The sequence below is a fragment of the Methylobacterium sp. AC832 genome (assembly GCF_979256025.1).
In genome coordinates, this window is sequence record NZ_CEEDMV010000001.1 from 1,159,678 (window position 1) to 1,179,578 (window position 19,901).

General features: G+C 67.1%; 21 protein-coding genes and 1 pseudogene. 11 read left to right on the forward strand and 11 right to left on the reverse strand.

Going from position 1 to position 19,901, the window contains the following annotated elements:
- Positions 1-120 precede the first annotated feature (120 nt).
- The 4 genes from AC0IXR_RS05360 to AC0IXR_RS05375 are packed head-to-tail and all read left to right on the forward strand — an operon-like array spanning position 121 to position 4,221.
- Positions 121-1,044 (forward strand): COX aromatic rich motif-containing protein, encoded by a 924-nt coding sequence (locus tag AC0IXR_RS05360; RefSeq protein WP_471759966.1) that lies wholly within the window; start codon positions 121-123, stop codon positions 1,042-1,044.
- Positions 1,041-3,143: a cbb3-type cytochrome c oxidase subunit I gene (locus tag AC0IXR_RS05365; RefSeq protein ID WP_471759967.1), complete on the forward strand. Its 2,103-nt coding sequence runs from the start codon at positions 1,041-1,043 to the stop codon at positions 3,141-3,143. The genes AC0IXR_RS05360 and AC0IXR_RS05365 overlap by 4 nt, the downstream gene beginning before the upstream one ends.
- Entirely contained in the window at positions 3,140-3,766 is a 627-nt protein-coding gene (locus AC0IXR_RS05370; RefSeq protein ID WP_153873582.1) for a cytochrome c oxidase subunit 3, read from the forward strand. Before AC0IXR_RS05365 ends, AC0IXR_RS05370 begins: the two co-directional genes overlap by 4 nt.
- Positions 3,763-4,221, forward strand: coding sequence for a cytochrome o ubiquinol oxidase subunit IV (locus tag AC0IXR_RS05375; RefSeq protein ID WP_471759969.1), 459 nt, complete (start codon positions 3,763-3,765; stop codon positions 4,219-4,221). Before AC0IXR_RS05370 ends, AC0IXR_RS05375 begins: the two co-directional genes overlap by 4 nt.
- A gap of 24 nt (positions 4,222-4,245) precedes the next feature.
- Here AC0IXR_RS05375 and AC0IXR_RS05380 read toward each other — a convergent pair whose 3' ends face one another.
- The 3 genes from AC0IXR_RS05380 to copM form a co-directional block, all read right to left on the reverse strand.
- Positions 4,246-5,274 (reverse strand): SDR family oxidoreductase, encoded by a 1,029-nt coding sequence (locus AC0IXR_RS05380; protein WP_471759970.1) that lies wholly within the window; start codon positions 5,272-5,274, stop codon positions 4,246-4,248.
- A 459-nt stretch (positions 5,275-5,733) separates the two neighbouring features.
- Positions 5,734-7,170, reverse strand: coding sequence for a YncE family protein (locus AC0IXR_RS05385; RefSeq protein WP_471759971.1), 1,437 nt, complete (start codon positions 7,168-7,170; stop codon positions 5,734-5,736).
- Positions 7,167-7,622 (reverse strand): CopM family metallochaperone, encoded by a 456-nt coding sequence (gene copM / locus AC0IXR_RS05390; protein ID WP_471759972.1) that lies wholly within the window; start codon positions 7,620-7,622, stop codon positions 7,167-7,169. The genes AC0IXR_RS05385 and copM overlap by 4 nt, the downstream gene beginning before the upstream one ends.
- 181 nt (positions 7,623-7,803) lie before the next feature.
- Between copM and AC0IXR_RS05395 the strand changes: the two genes are divergently transcribed.
- From AC0IXR_RS05395 to AC0IXR_RS05415, 5 genes are read left to right on the forward strand one after another with little or no spacing between them, the layout of a single operon-like run.
- Positions 7,804-8,187 (forward strand): COG4315 family predicted lipoprotein, encoded by a 384-nt coding sequence (locus AC0IXR_RS05395; RefSeq protein WP_153873577.1) that lies wholly within the window; start codon positions 7,804-7,806, stop codon positions 8,185-8,187.
- A 43-nt stretch (positions 8,188-8,230) separates the two neighbouring features.
- Positions 8,231-8,740, forward strand: a complete 510-nt coding sequence (locus AC0IXR_RS05400; protein WP_471759973.1) for an RNA polymerase sigma factor — start codon at positions 8,231-8,233, stop codon at positions 8,738-8,740.
- On the forward strand, positions 8,737-9,546 hold the full coding sequence (locus tag AC0IXR_RS05405; RefSeq protein ID WP_471759974.1) for an anti-sigma factor family protein: 810 nt from the start codon (positions 8,737-8,739) through the stop codon (positions 9,544-9,546). The genes AC0IXR_RS05400 and AC0IXR_RS05405 overlap by 4 nt, the downstream gene beginning before the upstream one ends.
- Positions 9,543-10,433: a LysR family transcriptional regulator gene (locus AC0IXR_RS05410; RefSeq protein ID WP_471759975.1), complete on the forward strand. Its 891-nt coding sequence runs from the start codon at positions 9,543-9,545 to the stop codon at positions 10,431-10,433. Before AC0IXR_RS05405 ends, AC0IXR_RS05410 begins: the two co-directional genes overlap by 4 nt.
- On the forward strand, positions 10,430-10,801 hold the full coding sequence (locus AC0IXR_RS05415; RefSeq protein ID WP_147853412.1) for a YidH family protein: 372 nt from the start codon (positions 10,430-10,432) through the stop codon (positions 10,799-10,801). The genes AC0IXR_RS05410 and AC0IXR_RS05415 overlap by 4 nt, the downstream gene beginning before the upstream one ends.
- Positions 10,802-10,804: 3 nt before the next feature.
- On the opposite strand, the gene AC0IXR_RS05420 is transcribed toward AC0IXR_RS05415, so the two are convergent.
- The 6 genes from AC0IXR_RS05420 to AC0IXR_RS05445 all read right to left on the reverse strand — a co-directional run bounded on the left by AC0IXR_RS05420 (position 10,805) and on the right by AC0IXR_RS05445 (position 15,436).
- Positions 10,805-11,890: a sulfite oxidase gene (locus tag AC0IXR_RS05420; RefSeq protein ID WP_471759976.1), complete on the reverse strand. Its 1,086-nt coding sequence runs from the start codon at positions 11,888-11,890 to the stop codon at positions 10,805-10,807.
- Positions 11,891-11,969: 79 nt separating this feature from the next.
- Complete coding sequence (locus AC0IXR_RS05425; RefSeq protein WP_153873572.1) at positions 11,970-12,953, reverse strand: beta-propeller fold lactonase family protein; 984 nt, start codon at positions 12,951-12,953, stop codon at positions 11,970-11,972.
- Between the two features lie 185 nt (positions 12,954-13,138).
- Positions 13,139-13,477: a c-type cytochrome gene (locus AC0IXR_RS05430; protein WP_153873571.1), complete on the reverse strand. Its 339-nt coding sequence runs from the start codon at positions 13,475-13,477 to the stop codon at positions 13,139-13,141.
- 11 nt (positions 13,478-13,488) lie between these two features.
- Entirely contained in the window at positions 13,489-14,712 is a 1,224-nt protein-coding gene (locus AC0IXR_RS05435) for a molybdopterin-dependent oxidoreductase (RefSeq protein ID WP_471759977.1), read from the reverse strand.
- Between the two features lie 277 nt (positions 14,713-14,989).
- Positions 14,990-15,124: a hypothetical protein gene (locus AC0IXR_RS05440; protein ID WP_274533822.1), complete on the reverse strand. Its 135-nt coding sequence runs from the start codon at positions 15,122-15,124 to the stop codon at positions 14,990-14,992.
- A gap of 78 nt (positions 15,125-15,202) precedes the next feature.
- The gene (locus AC0IXR_RS05445; RefSeq protein WP_153873569.1) at positions 15,203-15,436 is read right to left on the reverse strand and encodes a hypothetical protein; all 234 of its coding nucleotides are present in this window, start codon (positions 15,434-15,436) and stop codon (positions 15,203-15,205) included.
- 214 nt (positions 15,437-15,650) lie between these two features.
- Between AC0IXR_RS05445 and AC0IXR_RS05450 the strand changes: the two genes are divergently transcribed.
- Positions 15,651-16,802, forward strand: a complete 1,152-nt coding sequence (locus AC0IXR_RS05450) for a TDT family transporter (protein WP_471759978.1) — start codon at positions 15,651-15,653, stop codon at positions 16,800-16,802.
- Positions 16,803-16,828: 26 nt separating this feature from the next.
- Here the strand turns inward: AC0IXR_RS05450 and AC0IXR_RS05455 are convergent, their stop codons facing one another.
- A complete protein-coding gene (locus AC0IXR_RS05455; RefSeq protein ID WP_471759979.1) occupies positions 16,829-17,926 on the reverse strand; it encodes a YeiH family protein in 1,098 nt (365 codons plus the stop codon).
- Between the two features lie 206 nt (positions 17,927-18,132).
- On the opposite strand from AC0IXR_RS05455, the pseudogene AC0IXR_RS05460 reads away from it, so the two are divergent.
- A pseudogene (locus tag AC0IXR_RS05460) lies at positions 18,133-18,711 on the forward strand (STAS domain-containing protein); the annotation flags it as partial.
- 417 nt (positions 18,712-19,128) lie between these two features.
- Here AC0IXR_RS05460 and AC0IXR_RS05465 read toward each other — a convergent pair.
- Positions 19,129-19,896, reverse strand: coding sequence for a COG4705 family protein (locus AC0IXR_RS05465; RefSeq protein WP_471759980.1), 768 nt, complete (start codon positions 19,894-19,896; stop codon positions 19,129-19,131).
- Between the last annotated feature and the right edge of the window lie 5 nt (positions 19,897-19,901).

Sequence of the window (19,901 nt, forward strand, 5' to 3'; positions counted from 1 at the left end):
GCCGGAGCCGTCTGTCCCGGGTGCAGGGCCGCGACGGCCCTTCGATTCTGCTACACCGATGTCACAGCGTCCTGGGAATGGCTCAGCCCGGGACCATCGTCCATCGTGGAAACCGTCGTGATGACCGATACCGCCGTCGCCGACCCTAGCCGTGGAGGCCGTCCAGGCCGGTATGCGCTTCGCAGCGCGTCACTCGCAGTCATCGTTGCGCTGCTGCCCCTCGGCGGCTGCGGCGTGCTCGATCACGGCGTGCTGGGCGCCGCTGGCCCGGTCGCAGACCAGACCCGCAGCCTGTTCCTGCTCGTCTGCACGATCCTGCTTTTCGTCGCCGCGCCGGTCCTACTGCTAACGCCGATCTTCGCCTGGCACTACCGCTTGTCGAACACCAAAAGCGCCTATCGACCGCAATGGGGCTTCAACTGGCCTCTCGAAGGCTTCATTTGGATCCCACCTGCGATCATCGTCATCGTGCTCGCGGTGTTCCTATGGCGCGACACCCACAAGCTCGACCCGTACAAGCCGCTGGCCTCACCATACCCCCCCATCGAGGTGCAGGTGGTCGCCCTCGATTGGAAGTGGTTGTTCATCTACCCCGACGAGGGCGTGGCGAGTGTCAACGAACTCGTCTTCCCCGCCGACCGCCCGGTACATCTCAGCCTGACGAGCGGCACGGTCATGCAATCGTTCTTCGTTCCGCAACTCGCTGGCCAGATCTACGCCATGGCCGGCATGACCACCCAGCATAACCTCGCGGCCAGCCGGCCTGGTCGCTTCCGTGGCGAGAACACGCAGTTCAACGGCATGGGTTTCCAGAACCAGAAGTTCCCGGTCCTGGCCAAATCGACCGACGAATACGCCTCCTGGCTCGCGCAAGCCCGTTCGGGGGGGAAGACCCTCGACGCAGGGGCCTATGCGGCCCTCGCCGCCCGCACGGTCCAGGCCGAGCCGATCCTGTTCGGGTCGGTGACGTCGGGCCTGTTCAAGACGATCCTCGCCCAGAACGATCCGGGCATGCACTCTGCCCACGGACATCACTCCAAATGAGCAACGACGGTCTTCGGTCCTTCCTGTTCGGCCGGTTGGACTCGCATGCGTTCCCGTTCGTGCGGGCCTGGGAGAATCCCAACCTCAGCGAACTCATCGGCGCCTTTGCCGGCGCACTCGTGATCGTCGGTGCGGTCGTCCTCGTCGCGCTGCTGACATGGAAACGTTGGTGGCGTCCGCTCTTCCTCGACTGGCTGACCAGCCTCGACCACAAGAAGATCGGGATCATGTACATCGTGATCGCCGGCGTGATGCTCAGCCGCGCCCTCGTCGAGGCGGTCCTGATGCGCGCGCAGCAATCGCTCGCGGTCAACGCTCCCGGTATCGTCGCGCCCGAACACTTCGCGCAGCTCTTCAGCACGCATGGCACGATCATGATCTTTTTCATGGCGATGCCGTTCCTAACTGGGCTGATCAACTACGTGGTGCCGTTGCAGATTGGTGCCCGCGATGTCGCCTTTCCACTTCTGAACTCGATCAGCTTGATGCTGACCGCGGGCGGGGCCGGCCTCGTGATGATCTCGCTCGCCGTCGGCGAGTTCTCGACTGGCGGATGGTCGGGCTATCCGCCCTATACGGGGAAAGTCTTCCAGCCCGGCGTCGGCCCGGATTACTGGATCTGGGCGATCACGCTGTCGTCCCTCGGTACGACCTTCTCGGGGCTCAACTTTGCAGCGACGATCTATAAGAAGCGCTGCCCCGGAATGCATCTCACGCGCATGCCACTGTTCTGCTGGACAGCACTCTGCACCTCGATCCTGATGATCTTCGCGATGCCGCCGTTGACGCTCGCGACCACTCTCCTCGCCCTTGATCGTTACCTCGACTTCCACTTCTTCACGAACGATCTCGGCGGCAACATGATGAACTACGTCAACCTCTTTTGGCTGTTCGGTCATCCGGAGGTCTACATCCTCATCCTGCCGGCCTTCGGTGTCTACTCCGAGGTGATCTCGGCCTTCTCGTCAAAGGAACTCTACGGTTACAAGTCGCTCGCCGCCGCCACCATGGTGATCGGCGTACTCTCGTTCACGGTCTGGCTGCACCACTTCTTCACGATGGGCCAGAGCGCAGACGTCAACGCCTTCTTTGGCGTCGCAACGATGACCATCGCCATCCCGACAGGGGTCAAAATCTACGACTGGATCTGGACGATGTTTCGCGGTGAGGTGCGCTTCACCGCGCCGATGCTGTTTTCCCTCGCCTTCATCGTCACCTTCGTCCTGGGAGGTCTCAGCGGCATCCTGCTCGCGATCCCGCCCATCGACTTCGTGGTCCACAACACTGTGTTCCTCGTGGCACACTTCCACAACGTCCTGATCCCGGGCCTGCTCTACGGCATGATCGCGGGATACATGTACTGGTTTCCCAAGGCCTTCGGCTTCCGGCTATCGGAGATCTGGGGCCGGATCTCCTTTGGCTTCTGGGTCTCGGGGTTCTATCTCGCCTTCATGCCGCTCTATGTACTCGGCCTCGGCGGCATGGCGCGTCGAAGCCAGGCCCTGTTCGAACCCGATTACCGACCCTGGCTCCTCGTGGCGATCGTCGGCGCTTTCCTCTTGCTCGCTGGCCTCGTCACCCTGTTCGTCCAACTCTGGGTCAGTGTGAGGGATCGCGAAGCGAACCGCGTCCCGGTCGGCGACCCTTGGGACGCACGCAGCCTGGAGTGGTCGGTCTCGGCACCGCCGCCGGAGTACAACTTTGCGACGATCCCGCACGTGGATCGGCTCGATCCTTTCTATTGGCTCAAGGAGCGCAAGGAGGCCTACAAGCCGGCCGACCACTATCAGGCCATCGTCATGCCGAAGAATAGCTGGGTTGGCCCGCTGGTCGGGCTGGCCGGTGCGGTCTGCGCCTTCGGCCTCGTCTGGCACATCTGGTGGCTGACCATTCTCGGTTTCATCGGCGTTTGGGCACCGGTCGTCGCGCGCAGCTTTGTGCGCGATGTCCATCGGACGATTTCCGCGTCCGAGGTCGAGGCGACGGACCGGCGATGGCTCGATCTGGCCCGCACGACGCGTCCCGTCCCCCGCGAACTCGAAACCGAGCCGGCCAATCTTGGGCTCGCCCGACCCTTCCCCACACAGGTGCCGTCATGAGCGCCCCGCAGCTCCAGCATGTCGGGCTCAACCTCCTCGACTCGGATGAGATGGAGCCGGGGGAGGCCGCCATCGGCCTCTACGGCTTCTGGATCTTCCTGATGAGCGACGCGATCCTGTTTGCGTTGCTCTTCGCGATCTACGGGACGCAGCTTTCGGCGACGGCCGGTGCTCCTGGGCCGGCCGCGGAGTTCAAGCTCGGCCCCGCTTTCATTGAGACGCTCATCCTGCTCACCAGCAGCCTGACCTTCGGCCTTGCCTCCATCTCCATGAAGTATGACCGAGGTCGGATAGGCGTCGTCGCATGGCTTTTACTAACGCTCGTCCTGGGGATCGTCTTCCTTGGTTTCGAACTCAGCGATTTCCGGACGATGTTCGCCGATGGAGCGACGCCGAACCGCAGCGGCTTCCTGTCGGCCTTCTTTGCACTGGTACCGACGCACGGCCTGCACGTCACCGCCGGCTGCATCTGGATCGTGGTGATGCTCGCACAGATCGCGGTGTTCGGCCTGGACGCCAGGGTCAAGCTGAATCTGCTGAAGCTCGGCCTATTTTGGCATTTCCTCGACATCATCTGGATCGCAATCTTCTCCGTGGTCTATCTTCAGGGAACTCTCACATGACCACCCGAGGGCCCTCGAAGGGCGTCGTGTTGCTAAAGGCTGCCGGCGCGGCTGCTCTGATCGGCACTGCGAGAGCATTGGCAGGCGGCGCGGCGATCGCGAGGAATCGACGGGGAGACGAGGCCAGGGCACGCCTGCGATCGAGCGATGAGAAGCATGCCAAACGTCGCGACCTGCTGACCTACGGCATCGGGTACGTTTTCGCCCTTCTCCTCACCGGCGCCGCGTTTGCGGTCGTGACCTGGGGATGGGCAGCAGGCACGACGGCGCTTGGGATCGTTTTCGCACTGGCCCTGGTCCAAGCCGTGGTGCACTTCCGCTGCTTCCTGCACGTGGATCTGCGCCGCTCATCCCGCGACGATCTGCAGTTGATCCTGTTCTCCACCCTCATCATCGGGCTGATGGTGGGCGGCACCCTCGTCGTACTGCTCAACCTGCGTATGCGGATGATGTAGTCGCGGCGAGGGGCTGCCCATCCCTCACCGGAGGCGGCGCGGGGTCGGTGAAGCCCTCGCAACCGTCAAGGCTCCGACAAGCACCGTTCCGAGTGCCGCGGCGATGCCGAGTTTGAGCCAGCGCGGGTCGGCAGCCGGCACCGACGTGAGCGAGCGATCATCAAACCTCCCATGCGCACCCGGATCGGTGTCGACGGGATCGTAGAGGTTGTCCGGCCGCCCTGCGATCGCAGCTTGGCTCGTCATTTCACCGCGATAGCCGTGCCGCGCGAGGTAGCCGTCGATCCAGCCCGGGATGATCATGTTGCCGATGATCGCCTTCCAGGTCGGGAAGCCGATCCAGAGTTCGCGCGGCGAGGTCTGGGCCGCGCGATAGACATGGCGCGCGATCGCCTCTGGTTGATAGATCGGCGGGACCGGTTCCAGCCGACGCGGCATGCGCGTTCGCGCCCAGTCGAACTGCGGCGTGTTCACCGCCGGAAGCTGCACCATCGTCAACCGCACCCGCGAACCATCGTGCAGCAACTCGCTGCGCAGGCTGTCGACGAAGCCCCGCACGGCGGCCTTCGCCGCGCAGTAGCTCGATTGGAGCGGAATCGACCGGTACGCCAGGGCGGAGCCGATGCAGACGATGGAGCCGGCGTTTCGGTGCTGCATGTGCTTGAGGGCCGCCAGCGTGCCGTAGACCTGTCCGAGATACGTCACCTCGGTCGCCCGCTTGTACTCCTCAGGCGATGTCTGCTGCACCGGCGCGTAGATCGTCACCATCGCCACGTTGATCCAAACGTCGATGCCACCGAATGCCCTTACGGTCTCGTCCGCCGCCTGCATGACGGCATCGGCGTCCGCGACGTCGACCCGATGCGCCAGCGCCCGGCCCCCGGCGTTCTCGATGTCCCGTACGGTACCGTCGAGCCCTGCTTTTCCCCGCGCCAGCACCGAGACGTTCCAGAGATGCCGGGCAAATTCGTGGGCAATCGCCCGCCCCACCCCCGCACTTGCACCGGTCACCACCACGGTGGGACGCCGGTCCACTTTTCGCCTTTGGCTCATCGGTCACCCGTTGGAACTGATTTGGACATTTTCCTGGTCGTGGCCCATCAACGTTCCAGCGGACAGCGCGTTCGCCTGTCATGGGCAACATGAGCGTTTCATCCTCATGGGGTGGAATTCGTCCGAATCGCAGTTGTCGCCGACCAGTAGGCGCCGCGGGATTTGGGCGAAGGACCCTTCATTCCCTCAGCGCTCGCGTGTCCAGACAAGACCGTAGCGCTCGCTCGGCCATTCCGACGGAGCTTGAAGCGATTTGGCGGCGCCGCGATACAACGCGGTTCAACGTTCGGGATTCGTGCCACGGAGCTGCCAGGCTTAAAAGGCAGATCTGCCGCGTCCGACCCAACTACGACACAGGAGGTGGTCAACGCTGTTTTCGAAAGCAGACGTTGCATCCGGGCGCGCGCCGCGAAGGCATGCTCTCGAATTCCCTCTTATCCGGCTGGTGAGGCCGCCCGATCAATCCTCGGACTGCGCTTGGACGACACCGCCGAGTTCACTGGGCTTGCCCGAAACTACCACGAGGTAGCGCCGGCTCGCGCCGGCATCCGTGCGGGTGACCTGCCGGATCGGGCCGATCGCGTTGACGATGGCCGCGCCGGCCGGGTTGGTCATGAAGGCGGCGAGCGGTTCCAGGCCGGTCGCGCCCTTCGGATCGGTGGACAGCGCCAGCACGAATGGCATTTTCGGGGGCAGTCCGGTCACCGCGGCCTGCAGCGTCTGCAGCACGCCCTGGTCGAACAGGGTCACCTGCGTCGCCGGCTTGCCATCGGTACCCGCGAGCGTCAGCGCGCTGGTCTTGCCGGCGGCTCCTAGCGGCTGGAGGTTCTGCCGTCCGTCCCCCTCCGGCACGGCGTTCGGGACGTAGGCCACGCCCTGCGGACCCTGGCCGATCGGCACCTCGGCGATCACCGTGTTCGACGCGGTGTCGATCACCGCCGCCTTGTCGGCGTTCTCCAGGCCAACATAGACGCGGCTGCCGTCGCCCGAGGGCCAGAGCCCGTGCGGCAGGGCGCCGGTCGGAATGGTGGCGACCTGGGTGAAGTCGTCGGTGCGAAACACCTTGACCTGGTTCAGGCCGCCGACCGTCACGTAGGCGAACTGGCCGGCCTTGGTCGAGACGATGTTGACGTGGTTGGTGATCGGCCCGGTCTCGATCGTCTTCAGCGGCGCGAATGGCGGCGTCGCAGAGAACACCTGGGTCCGGCCGACATCCTTGAGGGTGAACCACACATGCTTGCCGTCCGGTGTCGCGGCGATGTCGGGGCAGAACGGGCTCTCCTGCTTCACGCGCCCGACGATGGTGTGGGTCTTCGTGTCGATCACCACCGTCTCGGGGCTGAAGCTGGAGCAGACATAGCCGTAGGCGCCGTCCGGCGAGAAGATCGTCATGCCGGGCCCGTTCGGCACGCTGATCCGGCGCGTCTCCTTGGCGGTCGCGGCATCGAGCACGGCGATGTAGTCCTCGCCGCGCACGCTCACCCAGACCTCCCGGCCGTCCGGCGTGAAGAAGGCCTCGTGCGGCGCGCGGCCGACATAGGCGGTGTGGCGGACCGTGTTGGTCGCCGTGTCGATGAAGCTCACGGAGTTTGAGCCGATCGAGACCGCGAGCAGCGTCCTGTGGTCGGGCGAGAAGCCCATGCCGTGGACGAGGAGCTGGCCGCGATAGAGCGGGCTCAGGTTCATCGGCGTCAGGTCGCCGAGCCGGATCACGCCGAGCAGGACGTTGGCGGCGGGATCGACCACCGAGACCGTGTTGGAGAACTGGTCGGAGGTGTAGAACCGATCCTTACCGCTGATCGGCACGTTGGGTGCGGAGGCGGCGCCCGGAGCCTGCCCGGCGAGGGCCGAGCCGGAGAGCAGCGCGAGGGCGAGGACGGTCAGGGCGGTCTTCATCGGCGGGTCTCCGAAGGCATCTCGGCGGCAGGTGCCGCGCTATGGTGGTGAACGGGAGGGGCGCCGGTGGACGAACCCGGCATCGCGGGGCGATCGGCGAGCGCGCGGCGCATCACATCGATCTCCTGGCCCTGCTCGACGACGATTCCCTGCGCGAGGCGGCGCAGGACCGGATCCTTGCCGTGGAGCAGCTCCGCCTTGGCCATCGCGATCGCGCCCGCGTGGTGCGGGATCATCATCGCGGCGAAGTCGCGGTCCGGATCGCCCGAGGGCGGGACCATCATGTCGGCATGCATCCGCGCCATCGAGCGCGCCATCATCGCGTCGAAGGACGCGGAGACGGGGACCGGCGACTCGGCGGCGGCCAGCGTCGGGCGCATCATCATCCGGCCGCCGACGAGGCCACCGGCCATCATGGCGATCGTAAGCGCAAATCCCAGTGCTCCGCGCATGAGCCGTCCTCCCTGTTCGTTGTTGAAGGGGAGATACCGGGACGACGGGCTTATTCCGCGGCCGGGGACGAATCGGCGATCACACTGACGTGATCGATCTTTTTCGGGTGTCCCCGGAATAGAATCGCCCGTTCGACATCCCTCCCGATGCGGTCATTCTCGACCGCGGGAGACCTCACCCATGCGCAATCTGCTGATCCGCGCCGCCTTTGCGGCCATCACCTTCTCCGCCGTGGCCGCCCAAGCCGCCGCGCCTGCGATGACGGCTGAGACCGCCAAGGGGCCGGCCCTGGTCGATGCCAAGAGCATGACCCTCTACACCTTCGACAAGGACATGGGCGGCAAGTCGATGTGCAACGGCCCGTGCGCCGCCAACTGGCCGGCCCTGATGGCCGCCTCCGGCTCGGCCGCCAGCGGCGATTGGACGATGGTGACGCGGGACGACGGCACGATGCAGTGGGCCTACAAGGGCAAGCCGCTCTACACCTTCGCCAAGGACACCAAGCCGGGCGACATCACCGGCGACGGCTTCCTCAACGGCGCGTGGCACATCGCCAAGCCATAATCGCTGAATGCCGGGCTCGGCCCCCTCTGACCGGGAAACGTCGTTGGACGAGATCGCCGCCCTCATCGAACCGCAGATCCCGGCGTTGCGGCGCTACGCCGTCGCGCTGTTGCGGGACCGCGAGGCAGCCGACGACCTCGTCCAGGACACCCTGGAGCGGGCATTGTCCGCTTGGTCCGGGCGCAGCCGCGATGGCGACCTGCGAGCCTGGCTGTTCACGATCGAGCGCAACCTGTTCCTCGGCACTGTTCGACGCCGGGGCCGGCGCGGCATCGATGTCGGCGCTGAGGCTTTGGAGCAGGTGCCCGATCCGGGTGCCGACCCCGAGGCCGCTATGGGGGCACGCGACGTGCTCACCGGGCTCGACGCCCTGCCCGAGGAGCAGCGCTCCGTGCTGCTCCTCGTCGCGGTCGAGGATCTGTCTTATGCGGAAGCGGCGCAGGTGCTCGGAGTACCGCTTGGCACGGTGATGTCGCGGTTAAGCCGAGCCCGGGAGCGGATGCGAAGTTTTCTGGAAACGGGCCGAACCGGCTTGTTGAGGAGGGTGAAATGAGCGGGGATCCGCGCCCGGTCGGCGAGGACGACCTGCACGGCCTGATCGACGGTCATCTCGAACCGGAGCGGCAGGCGCTGGTCGAGGCATGGCTCAGGGGAAACCCTGCACGTGCGGCCGAGGTCTCGGCGGATCGCGCCCTGCGCGAGCGCTTGCGTACCCGCCTCGCGCCGATTGCCGAGGAGGCGATCCCGGCGCGGCTCCGGGTGGCCAACATCCGCTCGCGATATCGCCCAATAACCGGGCGCTGGCTTCCGGTCGCGGCTGCGGCCGTGTTCTGCCTCGCGGTCGGCGGTGCCGCCGGCTGGTTCGGCCATGCCGCGCGGCAGGTACCCACGGTCACGCTCGCGCGAACCGAGCCGGCGACCGACGACGCAGTGGCGGCCTTCCGCACCTACGTGGTCGAGGCGGTGCATCCGGTGGAGGTGCGCGCCGACGAGAAGCCGCACCTTGTGACGTGGCTCTCGAAGCGCCTCGGCCGGGCGGTGACCACCCCCGACCTCACGGCCTACGGCTTCCGCCTGATGGGCGGGCGGTTGTTGCCCGCCGGGTCCGAATCCGCAGCGATGCTGATGTACGACGACGACCACGGCACCCGGCTGACGCTCTACAGCCGCGTGGGCGATGCGGATGGCCGCACAGTGTTCCGCTTCGCCCGCGAGGGCGACGTCGCCGCTTTCTCCTGGGTCGATGGCGGCATGTCCTACGTCGTCACCGGTCGGACCGACGAGGCCCGGCTGCTCACCGTCGCGCAGGCGGTTGATGCGCAGGTCCGCGGCCTCGCGCCGGATCGGCAGCAGCCATGACCCTCGACCAGCTTCGCATCTTCGTGGCGGTGGCCGAGCGGCAGCACGTGACGCGGGCCGCCGAGGCACTGAACCTCGTCCAGTCGGCGGTCAGCACGGCGATCGCCAATATCGAGGGGCGGCACGCGACGAAGCTGTTTCACCGGGTCGGCCGCGGGATCGAGCTGACCGAGGCGGGGCGCGTGTTCCTCATCGAGGCTCGCGCGGTGCTCGCCCGGGCGGAAGCCGCCGAACTGGTGCTCGCCGACCTCAGCGGCCTGCGACGGGGGACGCTGACGCTCTACGCCAGCCAGACCATCGCCAGCGACTGGCTGCCGCGCCACCTCGTCGCCTTCCGCCGGGCCTATCCCGAGATCGCCGTTCGCTTGGCCGTGGGCAATACCGCCGATGCCGCCGACGCGGTGCGCGCGGGGACGGCCGAACTCGGCTTCGTCGAGGGGGCGTTGGACGACCCGACGCTTGCGAGCACCACCATTGCGCGGGACCAACTCGTCCTCGTGGTCGCCCCAACACATCCCTTCACAGGGGTGACCGCGCTCGCACCCGAGGACCTCGCCGGGGCCGATTGGGTGCTGCGCGAGGCGGGATCGGGAACCCGCTCGGCTTTCGAGGCGGCGCTCACGGAGGCCGGTCTGGCCGTGGCCCGGCTCCGGGTCACGCTCGAACTGCCTTCCAACGAGGCGGTCCGCGCCGCCGTCGAGGCCGGAGGCGGGGCCGCCGTTCTGTCCGAGACCGTAGTGGCAGCTGCGCTTCGGGCCGGAACGCTGGTGCGGGCGGCGTTTGCCCTGCCGAGCCGTCCGTTCCGGGTGCTGCGCCACAAGGAACGCTACCGCAGCCGGGCCGCCGACGCGCTGCTCGATTTGATCGCAACGGCGGCTGCCGGATGAGGGAACCTGCGAAGCCCGTTCCCCCCGACGACCCGCGGGTCAGGCTCGCCGAGGACCGCACGGTGCTGGCAGCCGAGCGCACCTTCGTGGCGTGGCTTCGCACCGGGCTCGCCTTCCTCGGCGTCGGCCTGGCCGCGCAGCGCTTCCTGCGAGAGGTGCTGGCGGTCTGGCCACTGAAGGTGCTGTCGCTCACGCTGATCGCCTGTGCGCTCGCCTCGTTCGCCGGCGCCGCATGGCGGGACCGGGCGATCCGAGCGCGACTCGCTCATGCCGAGATCCCGATGATGCCGCGCATCCTCACCATCGGGGTTGCGGCCCTGCTCATCGCGATCTCGGGCCTCGCGGCCACCGCCCTGCTCTGGGCGTGACAGTCAGGCCACCGTTACCCGCACCCGGTGCCAAGCGGCGCTGAGGTAGCCCTTGTAGTTCCAGGTGTCGTCGGGCGCGGCCGGCTGGGTCTGGCCGGCGGAATCCCAGGCCCGCACCGCGAGTTCGTGCTCGCCGGTCGTCAGCTCGCGCTCGATCTCCCAGAACGTCCAGGCGTAGGGCGCGTCGGCGTCGCGGTCGATCCGGGCCTGCGCCCAGCTGCGACCGCCATCCGTCGAGACATCGACGCGGGCGACCGCGCGGTCGCTGGCGATGGCGTAGCCGCGGATCGCTTGCCGGCCGGCCTTCAACGCTGCGCCGCGGGCGGGCTCGCAGATCGCGCTGTTGAGCGGCATCGCCTCGATGGTGATGCCGTGGGCCGGGACGGCGGTCTCGGCGGTCACGTCGGGCGGAAACAGCTTGTAGTCGTCGGCCTGCATCGGGTTGTCGGAGGGGTGATCCTGCACCGTGATGCGGGCGAGCCATTTCGGGCTGCGGATGCCGGCAAATCCTGGAACGACCGCGCGCAACGGATGGCCGTGCTCGGGGGCGAGAGGCTCGCCGTTCATCGCGAAGGCGAGCAGCGTCTCGGGGGCCAGCGCCTTAGCGAGCGGGATCGAGGCGCCGAAGCGGGTGTCCGTCTCCGCGATCCGGTCATGGCTCTCGAAGGCCACGTGGCGCTCGCCGCTGGCGTCGATTCCGGCGGCGCGCAACACGTCGGCGAGGCGCACCCCGGTCCACTCCGCATTGCCAATGGCGCCGGGCGCCCACGGGTCGCCGGAGACCGGCGCCACCGCCAGCATGTCGGCCCGGCGGTTGCCGGCGCATTGCATCACCGCCGTGACGGTGACGGGCGCGAAGCGTTCCTTGAGATCGGCGAGCGAGAGGTCGAGCGGCGACGCGACCATCCCGTCGATAATCAGACGGTAGCTGTCTTCGTCGAGGTCCGGGATGTCGCCGTGGCTGCGGACGTAAAAGTCGGCCTGATCGGTAAGGAAGGCGGCGCGCAGGCGATCGAGCGGCGGCTCGGCGTTGTAGGGCGCCTTTCCGTGGACGATGAGGCGGTCCTTGCGCTGGAACAGGCCGAGCATGGGGTCTTTGTCCTGCGTTCGTGACGTGTCGACATCGGGAACGCGCCGGGAGCCGAGAAGGCACCCGACGCGCGACGCCTCAGGGCTTCATGGTCGAGATGACCGCGTTCTTCGCCCGGTCCACCACGGCGACGCTGAGGTCGCGGTTGAGGACGTAGGCGTGGGCGTTGTCGGCCGAGAACGCGATTGCCTGGCGCGGCTCGTTCAGGCCGGTCACCGTGGCGACGACCTTGAGGGTGCCGGTGTCGATCACCGAGAGCGAGTTGTCCTTGAGGTTGCCCGAATAGACGAAGTGCCCGTCCGGGGTCAGCGCGGCGCCGTAGGGGTCCTTGCCCACTGCCACCTCGGAGGTGACCTTACGGGCGGCGACATCGACCACGCCGATGGTGTTGCGGCCGCTGTTGGCGGCAAACAGCGTCTTACCGTCCTTGGTGATCGAGATGGCGCGCAGCTTGTCGAACCCGGCGATCTCGCCGGTGATCTTGTTCGTGGCGGTATCGACCAACGTGATCTTGTCGCCGAGGAAGTTCGTCACGAACACAGTCTTGCCGTCCGGCGACAACTTCACGCCTTGGCGCGGCTGCGCGAAGCCGGGGATCACGGCCTCGGCGAGCATGGTCTTGGTGTCGAACACGGTCAGCGTGCTCGCGGCCTCGTTGTTGACGTAGAGCTTGGTCCCGTCGGCCGAGAGCACCGTGCCGAACGCGCCGGGGCCCGCGGCGAGAACGCCGGCCTCCTTGCCGGTGGCGGTCTCGTAGACCGTGATCCTGCCGGTACCGCTGTCGGAGACGTAGAAGCGGGCGCCGTCCGGCGCGAACACGATGTTACGCGGCGTGACGAAGCCGTCGAGGCGGCGCAGCACCGTGCCCTTGGCGACGTCGTAGACGACGACGGCGCTCTCTTCGCTGTTCGACACAGCGGCGACGGTCCCGGCGGCGTTCAGCGCCAGCGCGTTGTTCTTGATCGCCCCGTCGAAGCCGGCGGCGAACCCGGGCTGGCCCTGGGCGAGGAGCAAGGCGGCTCCGGCGACGAGGGCGCGCAGGCTGGTGCGGACGTGGGTCATGAAGCGTGTCTCTCGGGCATGCGCGCTCGTTCGGCGGCCAGGGGCCGGCCGTGAGGGCGGAGTTGAAATCAGATGATGTGATGCGAGACCGATCCGGCCAGGCATCCCCCAGGGGAGATGCCAGAAGGTGCGGTCTATTCCCCGAGGCCGCCGAAAAAAGTGCGGCGGCCTCGGGATTCGGGGGTTCAGGGCGTCGGCTTCAACGCCGTGAGGTAGTCGACGATGGTCTGCACGTCGGCCTGATCGACGGGCGCCTTGTAGACGTGGACCATCTTGTTCACGGTCTCGGTCCACTGCGCCTTCGTGAGCTTGGGTTGGGTCAGCACCATCCCGGCCGAGTGGCAGGCGAGGCAGTTGTTGTTGACCGCCTCAGCCCCCGGCCCGTCCGGGAAGGTCCGGTCGGAGGTCGGCATCGCGATGGATTGCGAGGTGAAGCGCATCGGCTCGGGGGCCGGGGCGGCAAGCGCCACCAGAGGAGACAAGGCGAGCGCGGCGATCAGGGCCGCCGGATGGATCGGGTTCATGGCTGGTCTCCTCAAGCGGCCTGAAAGGACACGGCCTCGATGCCGTTCTGCATGAAGCCGGCCCCGTTCCAGACCCGGCCCATGCCCTGCGCGACGCCGTTGGTGTTGGTGCAGCGGACCCTGACCGTGTGGGTGCCGGCGGCCAGCGCCGGCAGGCTGCCGTCGAAGCGGCGGAAGCTGTAGGGGCCCTCGTCCGCGCCGAGTTGCGCCGGAAACCACGTCGCCCCGCCGTCTCCGGAGAACTCGACCGCCTTTACCCCGCAATCGCCGCCGAAAGCGATGCCGCGGATGGCCACCGGCGTTCCGGCTGCCACCTTGGCGTCGTCCTGCAGGTTGGTGACGAACGAGCGCGGCACCATCCTGTTGATCGGCACCGTCTTGAAGCCGGTCTGGCCGGGCTTGATGTTGGCGCCCGGCACGTCCGGAATGCGGTAAGCGGTCTTCATCCAATATTGGTCGTCGGGCTTGTCCAGCACCTCGATGTCGGACAGCATCTTGACCCAGTAGGTCGAGTACCAGCCCGGCACTACGAGGCGGAGGGGGAAACCGTTGAGCAGCGGGAGCTGCTCGCCGTTCATCGCGTAGGCGATCATCACCTCACCATTGTTGGCGTGGTCGAGATCGAGCGACTTCTTGAAGTCCGGCGCGTCGTCGACCACCGGCTCGTCGAGGCCGTTGAAGCGCACCTGCACGGCACCGGCCTTCACCCCGGCCTTTTCGAGCACGTCCCTGAGGCGCACGCCGGTCCAGCGGGCGTTGCCCATCGAGCCGTTGGCCCATTGCGCGCCGGGCACCCGCGGCTCGAACAGCCCGCGCGAATTGCCCGAGCACTGGTTGACCGCGGCGATCTCGAAGCGCGGCAGGCCGGCGATGGCGTCGAGCGAGAGCGAGAGTTCCTTCTCGACGTGGCCGTGGACCTTAAGCCGGAAGGTGCCGGCATCGACTTCGGTCGGGATCGAGGCCCAGTGCCAGCGCACGTAGAAGCGGTCGTTGGGGGTGAATACACCCTCGTCGAACACCGAGAACGGCGTCTCCAGCAGCGGCGGATGGGTGCGCTGGAGGATCATCTCGCCCTTGCCCGGAAAGGCCGTGGTCAGCGCCCGCTCGTCCGGGCCGCCGGGCAGCGGAAGCTTCACCGAGCCAGCCGCCCAGGCCGGCATGGCGGCGCCGAGGCTGCCGAGCCCTAGGCCACCCAAGACGAGGCGGCGGTTCAACGGTTCGTGCAGATGGCGCATGATGTCTCCCTGGAATCGTTTGTTGGGCCGCGTCGGCCGGTCGCTAGATCTCGGTGTCGCCGTCGGCGGACGGCATTGGCGTCGGTCGGGACGGTTCGGTCTCGCCGCCGGAAAATCGTGTCGTCGATCCAAGTCATCCCGGCGGAAAGGCGTTCCTCCGTAAAGGAGATGCTACAGCGAGACGATTATTCCATCCAATGATCGTTTGAGATTTCAACGATCTCCGATTGCGATCATCCGAAGATTTCCGATCTCCGATCAATGGCGGGCGGGCGGGTCAGATGATCGTCAGCCAGACGGTGCCGACGGCGGCGACGGTCAGGGCGACCGTCCAGAACAGGACCCAGCGCATGTGACCGCTTGTCTCGCCCTGCCGGGCCTCGTCGGTGGTCTCGAAGGTGGGTCGGGTCATGATGGATCTCCCTGCCATTCGGGTGGTCGAAGGCTTCACGCGCCGCCGGACGGATGCCCGGCGGCCAAGGGGGCGCTGTCAGCGTCCGATCAGTTCCCGCGCCGGGCCGCCGGTCTCCTGGCCGCGGCCACGGGCGTAGGCCGGGAGCGCCGGGTTCTTGGCGTTGGCGCCATCGGCGTCGCCGTAGATCAGTGCGGATGGGCTGGTGATGGAGTGGGCCTGCGGAGCGCGGAGGCCCTGGGCCTGCGAGAGGACCGTCATGCCGACGAAGACGGAGGCGGCGAGGGCGACGGCGGCGATCGTACGTGTCATGGTCGATATCCTTCTGGTGGGGTCGTCACGTCGGTTCGTGATCACAGGAAGGTAGCGGCCGATAATCATTCGTTCCAATAGTTTGATTAGCTAGTTCTAATCGATTGTTTTGATGATTAAGCGCCGCTTGCGAGCTGCTGTCTATCGCGGCGGCGCGCGATGCAGGGTCGTGCTAGAGCCGGTGCGTTGACCCTCCGAAGCCCGAGAGCACCCCGTGTCCGAATCCAGTCTGCTGGCGATCAGCACAGGCCTAAAGCCGCTCTCGCGCCTCCAGCATCCGCGTGACGTGATCCGGCAATTCACGCCGAACTGGTTCACCGTGGTGATGGGCACTGGCGTGGTCGCCTTGGCCCTCGACCGTCTGCCGGCGACACATGCCCTGCTGGCCCCTGTCCCGCTCGGGCTCTGGCTCGCCTCCGTCGTGCTCTTCGCCACCTTCTGCCTGGTCTACGGCGCGCGCTGGATCTTCTACTTCGACGGCGCCCGACGGATCTTCGGACACTCGACGGTGTCGATGTTCTTCGGGGCGATCCCGATGGCACTGGCGACGCTTCTGAACGGGCTACTGATATTCGGTCCGCCCTATCTCGGTGCAGAGACCGTCCGCATCGCCCTGCCGCTGTGGTGGTTCGACGTGGCGCTCGCTCTGATCTGTGCCGTCGCGATCCCCTACCTGATGTTCACCCGTCAGGAGCACCGCATCGACCAGATGACGGCCGTCTGGCTGCTGCCAGTGGTGACAGCCGAGGTCGTCGCCGTCTCCGGTGGCCTGCTCGCTCCAGCCTTAAGCGGCGAGAGCCAACAACTCGCCGTCATCGTCACGAGCTTCGTGCTCTGGGGCGTCTCGGTCCCGCTGGCGCTGAGCATCCTGGCGATCCTGGTGCTGCGCATGGCGCTGCACAATTTGCCGCCGCGGGAGATGGCCGCATCGAGCTGGCTCTCCCTCGGTCCGCTCGGAACCGGGGCGCTCGGCCTGCTCGTGCTGGGGCAGGCCGGTGGCCCGATTCTCGCGGCGGGCGGTTTTGCTGGAGCTCCGGACATCCTCAGGATCGTGGGTCTGATCGGCGCACTGATTCTCTGGGGCTATGGGGCCTGGTGGTTCCTGCTCTCGCTCGCCGTTACGGTTCGCTACCTACGCGCCGGCCTTCCGTTTAACCTCGGCTGGTGGGGCTACATCTTCCCGCTCGGCGTCTATGCCCTGGCCACCCTGCGGATCGGCGAAGTGACGACACTCAGCGGGTTCGCCTGGCTCGGAGCGGTCCTCGTCGGCCTGCTGACCCTGCTCTGGCTGATCGTGTCCGTGCGCACGTTGCGCGGGGCCTATCGCGGGGAGCTCTTCGTCTCGCCCTGCCTCGCCGGGGCCTGACCGGGGCTCGGGCGCATCCGATCGGTTCAAGCGAGGCCCAGCACGCGGATTAGACCGAGGCTGACCGCGCCGAGTGCGACGAGCGAGGCGACCACCGCCAGGGTCACCCGCGCCCCGGCCTTGGCGACGCTGCGCACATCGACCCCGAGGCCGAGCGCCGCCATCGAGACCACGGTGAGCAGATTGGCGGTCTCCGACATCGGCGCGAGCGCGACCTGCGGAACCAGCCCGGCCGAGCGAAGGCCCGCGAGCGCAAGAAAGGCGAGGATGAACCACGGCACCAGGCGGTGGATCGCGAGGCCGGCGCGAGCCGGGCGGTCGCCGGCAGTGACGCCGGGGGCGGCCTCGTCGGTTTCCTCGCGCAGCCGGCTCGCACCGAGCGAGAGCATCAGGACGACCGGGCCTAGCATCAGCACCCGGACGAGCTTCACCAGGGTTCCGACCTGGACGCTGAGCGCCGCGACCGGCGCGGTGGCGGCGAGGACCTGCGGAACAGCGTAGACGGTGAGGCCGGCGAGCACGCCGTACTGCATCGGCGACAGACCGAGCAGCGGCACCAGCAGCGGCAGGCCGAGCACCACCAGCACGCCCAGCACCGCGGTGAAGGCGATGGAGGCCGCGACGTCCTCGCCGTCGGCGCCGATCACCGGTGCCGTGGCCGCGATCGCCGAGTTGCCGCAGATCGAGTTCCCGCAGGCCACGAGGATCGCCATGCGCGGATGCAGCCCGAGCGCCCGGCCGATGCCGTAACTCGACAGGATCGCCACGACGACGACGCCCGCGATGCCGAAGAGCAGGCCCGGTCCGGCGGCGAGGATCGTCGCGAGGCTGAGCGACGCGCCGAGTAGTACGACCGCGATCTCCAGCACGGTCTTGGCCCCGAAGGCGATGCCGGGAAAGAAACGCTGCGACGGGGTCCAGGCGGTGCGGATTGCGCTCCCGAGCAGGATCGCCAGCACCAGGGCTTCGAGCCAAGCGCGACCGAAAAGGTGCGTCTCGACGGCCTCGAAGCCGACCGCTGCGGCAGTGACCGCCACGCAGAGGCCCAGGCCCGGAAGGATGGCTCTCGTGCCGGCCAAGGCACGCGTCGAACGAGAGTGGGAGAAAAGTCTGGGCGTGGACATGGATGACTCCGATGTGATGCCGGAAAATCCCAGATCCCGTTCATTCACTCCAACGGAATGATTAGATGCTTTTCATCTTTGAAATAGATGAAATGAGGACCCCTTCAGAGTTTGCGGAGACCCATTGTGGGGGGCCGACAGGCGGATTCACCCGTCGATCCAGCGGGCCGTGATCGTCGTGTCCGCAGCAAGCTCATAGATCCTGACTGCTGTTCCTGATCGTCGTGCTTGGTCCCTACGTGGCCCGGATCCCGATGGCCGCCCTCGTTGCAGTGATGATCATGGTGGCCATCAACACCTTCCAGTGGAAGTCGCTCGGGACCCTGGTGACCCACCCGAAGGCGTCGAGCTTCGTGATGCTCGGCACCGTGGCGGTGGTGGTCGCCACCCACGACCTCGCCAAGGGCGTCCTTTTCGGCGTGGTCCTCAGCGGTCTGTTCTTCGCCCACAAGGTCACGAGGTTCTTCGCCGTCCGGTCGTCCCACGGTGAGGGCGACGTGCGGACCTACCAGGTCACCGGGCAGATCTTCTTCGCGACGGCCGAAGCCTTCCACGCCGCCTTCGATTTTCGCGAGGAGGCCCTGCGGGCGGTCGTGACTGACCTGCAGGCGGCGCACTTCTGGGACATCCCGGCCATCAACGCCCTCGACCGGGTCGTGCTGAAGTTCCGTCATCACGGCATCGCGGTCGACGTCGTCGGCATGAACGAGGCGACGGCCACGATGGTCGAGTGCGTCGGCACCCACGACAAGCCGGGGGCGACCTTCGCCGTGGGCGGCAACTGACCGTGGCGTCATCCTTCGCAAGGGCGGACGGATGCGGGCTGCCGTCTTCATCCGCCGGTGCGACAGGCCCCTTGGGTGCGCGGTCCGAAAGTCGGGTCGGCAGGTTTGCGGCGTTTGTCGGGAGGTCGCGACCTCGATGACGCTCGACCTCTCTCGGCCAAAGGCCCTTCGGCACCATCGCCGACGCCCGCAACGCTTTGCCCTGGCCGGGGACCGCGCCCGCGCCCCGCATCGCGGCCCGTTGGACGAGTGTCAGGTGGGACGGGACGATCCGCGCGACCGTATCCCCGACGCTTTCGCGATCAGGGGGAAGGCCCACATGGGAGCGACGCCGGTCCTCGATCTGCCTCAAGGGTGGAGGCACAGAAATCGACGACCCGCGAAATTCCCGCCTCGGCCTTCCTCGGAACGTCGAGGCTAAGCCGACGCCGGATGGTGGCCGGCCCTCTGGGGAACGACCAGAACGCATACGACCATCAACGCCGCGAGCACCACCGAGATGGTCAGGTCGCTGTTCCCCAGGCCACCCTGGGCAGAGGGCTTGTCGAGCGAGTTCGCGACCGTCGCACCGAGCGGACGCGTCAGGATGAAGGCGGCCCAGAACAGCGCCGTGCGGGAGGTTTTCGTGAAGAAGTAGAGACCGGCCGTGACGGCCAGGGCGCAGACGATCAGCAGGGCGCTTCCGTTGTAGCCGAGTGGGGTGTCGTCGGCCATCCAGTCGCCCAACGCGGTGCCGAGCGTCTGCGAGAACATGATGGTCAGCCAGTAGAAACATTCCACCTTCGGGGTCGAGACGGTCTCGACCGCGACCGTCCCCTCCGACCTGTACCAGAGGCCGAGCGAGCCCAGCACGAGCGCGAGGAGGGATAGCGACCCGCCAAGGTAGCCGATGCCCAGCGACCGGTCGAAGAGATCGGCCATCGTCGTTCCCGCCAAGGTCGTCGCAGTGATGACGGCCCAGTACAGGGACGGGTGAAACCGCTTGGCCTTGATCTGGGCCGCCACGGCGACAGCCAGGAGGGTCGCGAAGATCAGGGTGCCGACGAGGTAGCCCAGACCCAACGTCAGGGTGACGGCGTTGCCGCCGACCTCGCCCAGGGTCGTGGCAACGATCTTGATCCCCCAGAAGGCCAGCGTGATCTCCGGGACCTTGCTCGCTTCGATACCGGTTCGGTCGTCGGCCATGGATG

Bases quoted from the DNA above. Each gene is read 5' to 3' on its own strand.
- AC0IXR_RS05360 (WP_471759966.1), top strand. From the start codon at position 121: ATGACCGATACCGCCGTCGCCGACCCTAGCCGTGGAGGCCGTCCAGGC.
- AC0IXR_RS05365 (WP_471759967.1), top strand. From the start codon at position 1,041: ATGAGCAACGACGGTCTTCGGTCCTTCCTGTTCGGCCGGTTGGACTCG.
- AC0IXR_RS05370 (WP_153873582.1), top strand. From the start codon at position 3,140: ATGAGCGCCCCGCAGCTCCAGCATGTCGGGCTCAACCTCCTCGACTCG.
- AC0IXR_RS05375 (WP_471759969.1), top strand. From the start codon at position 3,763: ATGACCACCCGAGGGCCCTCGAAGGGCGTCGTGTTGCTAAAGGCTGCC.
- AC0IXR_RS05380 (WP_471759970.1), bottom strand. From the start codon at position 5,274: ATGAGCCAAAGGCGAAAAGTGGACCGGCGTCCCACCGTGGTGGTGACC.
- AC0IXR_RS05385 (WP_471759971.1), bottom strand. From the start codon at position 7,170: ATGAAGACCGCCCTGACCGTCCTCGCCCTCGCGCTGCTCTCCGGCTCG.
- copM (WP_471759972.1), bottom strand. From the start codon at position 7,622: ATGCGCGGAGCACTGGGATTTGCGCTTACGATCGCCATGATGGCCGGT.
- AC0IXR_RS05395 (WP_153873577.1), top strand. From the start codon at position 7,804: ATGCGCAATCTGCTGATCCGCGCCGCCTTTGCGGCCATCACCTTCTCC.
- AC0IXR_RS05405 (WP_471759974.1), top strand. From the start codon at position 8,737: ATGAGCGGGGATCCGCGCCCGGTCGGCGAGGACGACCTGCACGGCCTG.
- AC0IXR_RS05410 (WP_471759975.1), top strand. From the start codon at position 9,543: ATGACCCTCGACCAGCTTCGCATCTTCGTGGCGGTGGCCGAGCGGCAG.
- AC0IXR_RS05415 (WP_147853412.1), top strand. From the start codon at position 10,430: ATGAGGGAACCTGCGAAGCCCGTTCCCCCCGACGACCCGCGGGTCAGG.
- AC0IXR_RS05420 (WP_471759976.1), bottom strand. From the start codon at position 11,890: ATGCTCGGCCTGTTCCAGCGCAAGGACCGCCTCATCGTCCACGGAAAG.
- AC0IXR_RS05425 (WP_153873572.1), bottom strand. From the start codon at position 12,953: ATGACCCACGTCCGCACCAGCCTGCGCGCCCTCGTCGCCGGAGCCGCC.
- AC0IXR_RS05430 (WP_153873571.1), bottom strand. From the start codon at position 13,477: ATGAACCCGATCCATCCGGCGGCCCTGATCGCCGCGCTCGCCTTGTCT.
- AC0IXR_RS05435 (WP_471759977.1), bottom strand. From the start codon at position 14,712: ATGCGCCATCTGCACGAACCGTTGAACCGCCGCCTCGTCTTGGGTGGC.
- AC0IXR_RS05440 (WP_274533822.1), bottom strand. From the start codon at position 15,124: ATGACCCGACCCACCTTCGAGACCACCGACGAGGCCCGGCAGGGCGAG.
- AC0IXR_RS05445 (WP_153873569.1), bottom strand. From the start codon at position 15,436: ATGACACGTACGATCGCCGCCGTCGCCCTCGCCGCCTCCGTCTTCGTC.
- AC0IXR_RS05455 (WP_471759979.1), bottom strand. From the start codon at position 17,926: ATGTCCACGCCCAGACTTTTCTCCCACTCTCGTTCGACGCGTGCCTTG.
- AC0IXR_RS05465 (WP_471759980.1), bottom strand. From the start codon at position 19,896: ATGGCCGACGACCGAACCGGTATCGAAGCGAGCAAGGTCCCGGAGATC.